Genomic DNA, 6,590 nt, shown 5'->3' with positions numbered 1-6,590 from the left:
TGTTATTGAATGTGTCTACCTATATCAGCATAAGACAAAACTCTTATCAGCTCTTATCCCTTCGTCCATCGGTAGCCACTCTGCCAAGCATCAAAGACTGGTTCATCCTCTACTCCGTACGCCCGAAAGACCTGACGGATATACTGTTGGTCTTCGGGCGAGAAGGTTCTTTCCTTGCGCTTAAACTGATAAAACTTATTCTTACCGTATGTCATCAACAGACGTTGCTTGATGCGTTTCGCCTCCAGATAAGGTATCTGGTCTAATAGGTGATCCATGCCGACAGCGTATTGCACGGGAGTATCCGCCATGAAAGCCGCACACTTTCCGGTAGGACTGGTACGTGCGGGATTCACGATGCTCACCGCCCAAAGCGTATCGGGAATAAAACGGATGATTTGATGCCGCAAGCAGCGGTTGGCGTTCTTACAATTTCCATTAAAACAATGTACAAAGCCTGTCGGCACCATAGCGTAATCGAGTTTTTCTATCATATCTTTTAGATTTTCAGTATTCTCCAAATATAACACTTTTTTCCTTCACACGAAAAGAAAATTGCATGAAAATCAATAATAAATGGTAGATATTGAATAATAATTGTAGATGTTTGGACATCTACAACCAACAGATAATACTCTCATTTACAAAAAGTATATAATAGAGTGGTAGATATTGTAGATATTTTTATAAATTCAATGTTACAGGAAACTCATAATACGTAAAAGACCGAGCCAATACAACTTCTTCATCTTTTCACTATCACATAGCAGGATATTTTATATCTTTATTGCCTGTTTATAATCATGATTGGATACATATGGACATAGATTTCGAATCATACATCCGTGATAGTGAGCCCGACAAAAAAGAAAAGGCTTCAGCTTGGAAAACAGCCATTGGTTTACAAGCTGTAGATGGCTTGCAAACATCCGATTATTTAAAAGATACAGCTATAAAGCATTTGCGTAGCATCGGTTTTGACGTGAACAATGATCTGTTTGCCGACAACTCTTGGTACTTTCGCAATGCGCTGGTTCGTGCGAATTATAGAAATGTGCGAAAAGACGTTGAACCGGATATGAGTTTCTTGATCGCATTTTTCAGAAACTTAATGATGGGAGAAAATCATGACCCCACAACAGCCAACCGAACAAGTCGACCGAACAAGTACCGAACAAGCTAACCGAACAGTTCAGCGCACCGCTTTTAGCTATCGTAAAGGCTATCGGGACAGAACAATGTTCATTGAAAGTAAAAAGTGATTACAAACAATTTGCATAGATAAACGAAGAATGAAAACATCCATCAATTACCTTCCCGAACAGAAACGGGATGACCTCAGAAGAATTGTAGAGTGCGTACTGGAAGTACTTCCCGATTGTGAGATGATCATTCTCTACGGAAGTTATGCCCGGAATACATACGTTGACTACGACCAACGCATCGAATACGGTATCCGCACCTGTTTTATGAGCGATTATGATATTTTGGTAGTTACCAGTACCCGTTTCCAAAGATATATTATCAATCACATCTTGAGCAAGGCCACCGATAATTACTACAAAGGGAAGAACAGATACGCATCCACCACCGTACAATTTATAGACGAAAGCATCGACGACTTGAATAAAGCCATCGATAAAAACCGATATTTCTATACCGATATCAAGCGAGAGGGTATCATGCTTTACAACAGCGGCCGTTATAAGTTGGCCCGCCGCCGTAAACTGAACTATCGGGAGATAAAAGAGTTGGCGGAGGAGTATTACAACGACAGGTTTGAACGTGCGAATGATTTTTTACGAAATGCAATGTATGACAAAAACGACGAGAGATATAAAATATGTTCTTTTCATTTGCATCAAGCTTGTGAGAATTATTACAACAGCATAATCTTGACTTTTACATTGTATAGCCCCAAAGAGCATAGCCTAATAACGTTATCCGGCAGAGCCAAAACGCATTCCCTAGAATCATCCGAAGCCTTTCCCCGGGATACGGAAGAGGAGAAACGACTTTTCGACTTGCTGCAGGACGCATACGTTCAAGCTCGTTATAATTTACACTTCCGCGTCACTAAAGAAGATATCGAGGCGCTTATACCCAAAGTAGAACGGCTCCGGGATATCACGCGACAATGTTGCGAGGAGAGAATCAAGGTGTATGCGGCAAAACAAAGACAGGTTTGATGAGATTCCCCTCAATCGCCACCTTTATAACCCCATCCAACCTGTTTTCGAAGATACGGTAAGCCTCCTCGATCTCGTTCAATGGAAACTTATGGGTAATAAGAGGCGTCGTGTCTATCTTACCTTCTTCTATTAGGTTAAGAATCTCGGCGCAATCGCAGCCATCCACCCCACCAGTCTTGAAAGTCAAGTTCTTGCCATACATGTCTGGCAAAGGAAGAAGCTGAGGTTTATCATAGAGGGCTACGATGGTGACAATGGCGTTCGGACGGGCACAATCCCATGCCAAGCGGAAGGTATCCTCACTCCCCGCAACCTCCAATACGACATCCGCACCGCCATGATCGCTGTTACGAAGAACAAATTCCTTACAGTTTTCGGGATCTGCCACCAAGACTTCCGGATAACGCTGGCGAACGAACCGGGCCCTTTCCGGAGACTTCTCGCAAACAATAATACGTCGTGGCTTCTTCAACAACACGCACAACAAAGTACAGATCCCCGTAGGACCAGCGCCAATAATGAGAACCGTATCCTCCTCTGAGACCTCCGAGATGCGGGCAGCCCAAAAACCTGTCGCTAACACATCACCGACCAGCAAAGCCTGCTCATCGCTAACCGTATCTGGGATACGATTCAAGCCTCGATCCGCATAAGGAACCCGGACATACTCCGCCTGCCCCCCATCGATACGACAGCCCAACGCCCAACCGCCATTGGGATCGGTACAATTATTGACATATCCACGCCGGCAGAAGAAACACTCTCCGCAAAAGGTCTCGACATTCACGGTCACCCTGTCACCCGGCTTGACTGCAGTAACATCGGCACCCACCTTTTCCACCACACCAACCATCTCATGCCCAACGGTTATTCCGGATACCGCACGTGGTACGCTACCGTGTTTAATATGAAGATCGCTAGAACAAATGCTACCCAAAGTCACTCGTACGATAGCGTCCCGTGAATCCTTTATTTCCGGTATCGGTTTCTCTCGCAATTCAAATTTCCCTTGTTCAATATAAGTGTACGCAAGCATGATACTTCCTTCTTTTTGTTAATCGCCTTACAAAGATAAGGATCGTATCGCCAAAAATATCAGATATATCAGTAATTTGGGTACAAACTGTTTCATTTTTCTCTCCTATCTTTATCGCCATAAATACATAGCATTCTCGTAATGAATATAAAAACAACAAAAATTCAAGAAGTATGAAACGAATCGTATTATTCATGGTCATGATCTCAATGGTATGTATCGCCTCTTATGCGCAAAAGGCTGCCGAAGGGACAAAAGTTTTAGTGGCTTACTTCTCGGCAACGGGAAATACTGAAAAAGCGGCCCAACAAGTCGCGTCTATTGTCAGTGGTGATCTTCACAAGATCCAACCTGAGAAAAGCTATACCTCCGCCGATCTGAACTGGCGGGATAAATCCTCACGCAGCAGCGTAGAGATGGACGATCCTACATCACGACCGGCCATTATCGATGATTTGAAGAACCTAGCGGAGTATGACACCGTTTACCTAGGATTTCCCATCTGGTGGAATCAAGCCCCAAGACTCATCAACACCTTTTTGGAGAAATACGATCTCTCGGGCAAAACCGTTATCCCATTCGCCACATCAGGCAGCAGCAATATCTCGAACGCAGAGAGTGAATTGCGGAAAGCCTATCCGGATGTGAACTGGCAAAAAGGGAAGTTGATGAACGGAGCGACAGAAGAAGATATCAAGAATTGGACTAAAAAATAAATGATTATGAGAAAGAATTTTGGAGCGAAGCCTTTGAGCTATCCGCAACCCGTATTTATTATCGCCACGTATGGAGAAGATGGAACTCCCGACGCGATGAACGCCGCTTGGGGCGGTATCAGTGAGATGAATGAGATCAGCATGTGTCTTAGCGCCGGTCACAAGACAGTTAAGAATATCCTGAAGCGTAGAGCTTTCACGGTAAGCATGGCAGATGCCGATCATGTCGTAGCTTGTGATTATGTAGGTATCGTGTCAGGCAATAAAGTTACCGACAAGTTTGCCAAAGCAGGATTTCACGCTACAAAATCAGACTTCGTAGATGCTCCGTTGATCGACGAATTGGCCGTGGCTATCGAATGTAAATTGAAAGATTACGATCCAGATACTTGCATACTCCGTGGCGAGATCGTAAATGTCAGTGTTGACGAGCGTGTACTTGATGAGAACGGCAAGGTGAATGTAGCTAAAGCCGCTCCCATCATCTTTGATCCATTCAACAACGACTATTTGAGAGTGGGCGAAAAGGTAGGAAATGCCTTTTCCGATGGGAAGCAACTGAAAACATAAAAGAAAAGCCTATCTAAAGTTGTTATATATGTAAACTTAATTTATATTTGCACTATGGAAAAAGAAAGAGAAATATTATACTATGAAGATTATTTCATAGATTTCTTTATGTCATTAGATGATGGTGCAAAGAAAAAAGTTTCTTATGTGCTCGATATGCTTAAAACGCAAGAACGCCTTAACAAGAACTTCGTTAAGCTAATCCGTGACGGTTTGTACGAGTTAAGGGCAAGCCATAACAGAAACATCTATCGGGCCTTCTTTATCTTTGATGATGGAAATATAGTCATGCTATTCAATGGGTTTCAGAAAAAGGCTCAGAAAACCCCTAATAGCGAAATAGAAAAGGCTTTAAAACTCAAAAATGAATATTATGCAAGCAAATCCTAAGATCGGGAGTATGGACGCTGTATTAGATAAATTATACGGCAAGGTTGGCTCACCAGAAAGAGAGGAGTTTCGCAAAGAAGCATACTCTTATTGTGTGGGGCAAATTATTAGTGACGCACGGAAGCAAGAGAAAATGACACAATCCGAGTTGGCCGAAAAAGTAGGAACTAATAAGACCTATATATCAAGAATTGAAAAAGGAATCATAGAACCGGGAGTTGGTTTATTTTTCCGTATTATTGATGCGCTTGGCCTTAAAATTGAAATCGTAAAGCCTATCATGTGAGCAAAAGGAACTCTCTCAGATCGCCTCTGTTAAGATTGTTTTCCAATATGAGTAATAAAAGGGGCAAAGGCGTAATCACTACGGCTTTACCCCTTTATACATCAGCTCATGAAATCAATTTAGAGATATCATACCCACGTTCCGTTATCTTCCCCAGTAAATCTTCCCGAACCGCCTCCGGTAAGTTCCTCTCACGGCTCAAGATCCAGAGGTATTTATCCGTGCTGCTTCCTATCACCGCATATTGATAATCCGCATCAAGTTCTAAGATATAATAATCCGCATAGAACCATAAGAAGAAAGCCACTTTCAATTTTCCGGGATTATTTTTAGGGTCCGGTTGTTTCGCACGACCGGTGGCTTTCTTGTGAACGCCGCCTTTATATCCTTCGTTCTCCACACGGATCTTTCCGTCCGGAAGCAACGTATACGTGGCCGTCACATCCGTCATGCCTCTCTCAAAATGATTCTCATAACGGGCGATTTCATACCATCGCCCCATATACCGTTTAATATCCAGTTCCGGTACGGTATGATGATCTGTTATATTCATAAGTTTCTCTATTGTTGGATAAATGTATGTAAACCCAGATTCCTGTAATTTAGAGGGATGGACGGTTTGCCCTTTTGTCACGAACGACGCTCCCTCGCCAAACTTCAGCCGAAAAAAGAACTCAGGCAAAGGGATGATCCTACGGATCTTATCCGCTCTCGCTAACGTATGAGCCAACTGCTTTTGGGTGATAAGGTCTGGAGAAACCAAATTTACCACACCCCTCATCTGCCTATTCCGTATGATATACCCAAAAGAGCGGCATAGATCAAACAGGCTGATCCATGGAAAACGCTGTTGCCCGTTACCGATCACGACACTTACCCGTGAGAAGCGTTGCAAACGAAGCATCTCTTTCAAGGCCCCTCCATCCTCAGACAATACGACACCAAAACGGGTAATGACAAGCCTCACATCCGATGAGCATGCGGACGCTTCCTCCTCCCACGCCCCACACAACCGGGCCAAAAAATCCATTCCCCGGCAATCATGATACTCGTCATATTCCCCGAAAGCCGGATAATAACCTACGGCGGAGGCCGAAATAAACAACTCAAGTTTCACGCTTCTCGTGTTTATGGCATGCACCAACTGTCTGGTCACGCAAATACGGCTATCATACAACTCTTGTTTGTAAGCCTCCGTCCAACGTTTATTAATGGAAGCACCCGCCAAATTAATGACGACTTCACAGGATTCCACGCATCGGCATAATTCATCAAAACAATCTTCCTTAAACAAATCCCGCCCTAAAGGGATAACATCATATCCTTTTCCCTCTAAAAAAGATGAAAGATGCTGACCGATATATCCGCTTGCCCCGCTGATCGCTATTCTCATAATCAAT

At 43.4% G+C, this 6,590-nt stretch carries 9 protein-coding genes; 6 read left to right on the top strand and 3 right to left on the bottom strand.

Going from position 1 to position 6,590, the window contains the following annotated elements; genetic code table 11:
• Window positions 1–53: 53 nt before the first annotated feature.
• Window positions 54–494 carry a DUF6078 family protein gene (locus DW205_RS04780; protein WP_008778696.1) on the bottom strand — a complete coding sequence of 147 codons (441 nt, stop codon included), beginning with the start codon at window positions 492–494 and terminating at the stop codon, window positions 54–56.
• A gap of 323 nt (window positions 495–817) precedes the next feature.
• Between DW205_RS04780 and DW205_RS04775 the strand changes: the two genes are divergently transcribed.
• The gene (locus DW205_RS04775; RefSeq protein WP_005864284.1) at window positions 818–1,183 is read left to right on the top strand and encodes a hypothetical protein; all 366 of its coding nucleotides are present in this window, start codon (window positions 818–820) and stop codon (window positions 1,181–1,183) included.
• Between the two features lie 109 nt (window positions 1,184–1,292).
• The gene (locus DW205_RS04770) at window positions 1,293–2,189 is read left to right on the top strand and encodes a HEPN domain-containing protein (RefSeq protein WP_005864283.1); all 897 of its coding nucleotides are present in this window, start codon (window positions 1,293–1,295) and stop codon (window positions 2,187–2,189) included.
• Here the strand turns inward: DW205_RS04770 and DW205_RS04765 are convergent.
• Window positions 2,155–3,228 (bottom strand): alcohol dehydrogenase, encoded by a 1,074-nt coding sequence (locus DW205_RS04765; RefSeq protein WP_005864282.1) that lies wholly within the window; start codon window positions 3,226–3,228, stop codon window positions 2,155–2,157. The genes DW205_RS04770 and DW205_RS04765 overlap by 35 nt on opposite strands.
• Window positions 3,229–3,401: 173 nt before the next feature.
• Here DW205_RS04765 and DW205_RS04755 point away from each other — a divergent pair, with 173 nt between their 5' ends.
• The 4 genes from DW205_RS04755 to DW205_RS04740 are packed head-to-tail and all read left to right on the top strand — an operon-like array spanning window position 3,402 to window position 5,190.
• Entirely contained in the window at window positions 3,402–3,944 is a 543-nt protein-coding gene (locus tag DW205_RS04755; RefSeq protein ID WP_005864281.1) for a flavodoxin, read from the top strand.
• 6 nt (window positions 3,945–3,950) lie between these two features.
• A complete protein-coding gene (locus DW205_RS04750; protein ID WP_005864280.1) occupies window positions 3,951–4,514 on the top strand; it encodes a flavin reductase family protein in 564 nt (187 codons plus the stop codon).
• Between the two features lie 54 nt (window positions 4,515–4,568).
• Window positions 4,569–4,904: a type II toxin-antitoxin system RelE/ParE family toxin gene (locus DW205_RS04745; RefSeq protein WP_005864278.1), complete on the top strand. Its 336-nt coding sequence runs from the start codon at window positions 4,569–4,571 to the stop codon at window positions 4,902–4,904.
• On the top strand, window positions 4,888–5,190 hold the full coding sequence (locus DW205_RS04740) for a helix-turn-helix domain-containing protein (RefSeq protein WP_005864275.1): 303 nt from the start codon (window positions 4,888–4,890) through the stop codon (window positions 5,188–5,190). The genes DW205_RS04745 and DW205_RS04740 overlap by 17 nt, the downstream gene beginning before the upstream one ends.
• A 106-nt stretch (window positions 5,191–5,296) precedes the next feature.
• Here DW205_RS04740 and DW205_RS04735 read toward each other — a convergent pair whose 3' ends face one another.
• Complete coding sequence (locus DW205_RS04735) at window positions 5,297–6,583, bottom strand: TIGR01777 family oxidoreductase (protein ID WP_005864272.1); 1,287 nt, start codon at window positions 6,581–6,583, stop codon at window positions 5,297–5,299.
• Window positions 6,584–6,590: the final 7 nt, after the last annotated feature.

The organism is Parabacteroides sp. AM17-47, assembly GCF_003434625.1.
GTDB lineage: Bacteria > Bacteroidota > Bacteroidia > Bacteroidales > Tannerellaceae > Parabacteroides > Parabacteroides distasonis.
This window is presented reverse-complemented; position numbering and strand designations above follow the sequence as displayed.

What these genes read in the sequence shown, in the direction of transcription:
- DW205_RS04775 (WP_005864284.1), top strand. Translation starts at nt 818, where the DNA reads ATGGACATAGATTTCGAATCATACATCCGTGATAGTGAGCCCGACAAA.
- DW205_RS04750 (WP_005864280.1), top strand. Translation starts at nt 3,951, where the DNA reads ATGAGAAAGAATTTTGGAGCGAAGCCTTTGAGCTATCCGCAACCCGTA.
- DW205_RS04755 (WP_005864281.1), top strand. Translation starts at nt 3,402, where the DNA reads ATGAAACGAATCGTATTATTCATGGTCATGATCTCAATGGTATGTATC.
- DW205_RS04780 (WP_008778696.1), bottom strand. Translation starts at nt 494, where the DNA reads ATGATAGAAAAACTCGATTACGCTATGGTGCCGACAGGCTTTGTACAT.
- DW205_RS04770 (WP_005864283.1), top strand. Translation starts at nt 1,293, where the DNA reads ATGAAAACATCCATCAATTACCTTCCCGAACAGAAACGGGATGACCTC.
- DW205_RS04735 (WP_005864272.1), bottom strand. Translation starts at nt 6,583, where the DNA reads ATGAGAATAGCGATCAGCGGGGCAAGCGGATATATCGGTCAGCATCTT.
- DW205_RS04740 (WP_005864275.1), top strand. Translation starts at nt 4,888, where the DNA reads ATGCAAGCAAATCCTAAGATCGGGAGTATGGACGCTGTATTAGATAAA.
- DW205_RS04745 (WP_005864278.1), top strand. Translation starts at nt 4,569, where the DNA reads ATGGAAAAAGAAAGAGAAATATTATACTATGAAGATTATTTCATAGAT.
- DW205_RS04765 (WP_005864282.1), bottom strand. Translation starts at nt 3,228, where the DNA reads ATGCTTGCGTACACTTATATTGAACAAGGGAAATTTGAATTGCGAGAG.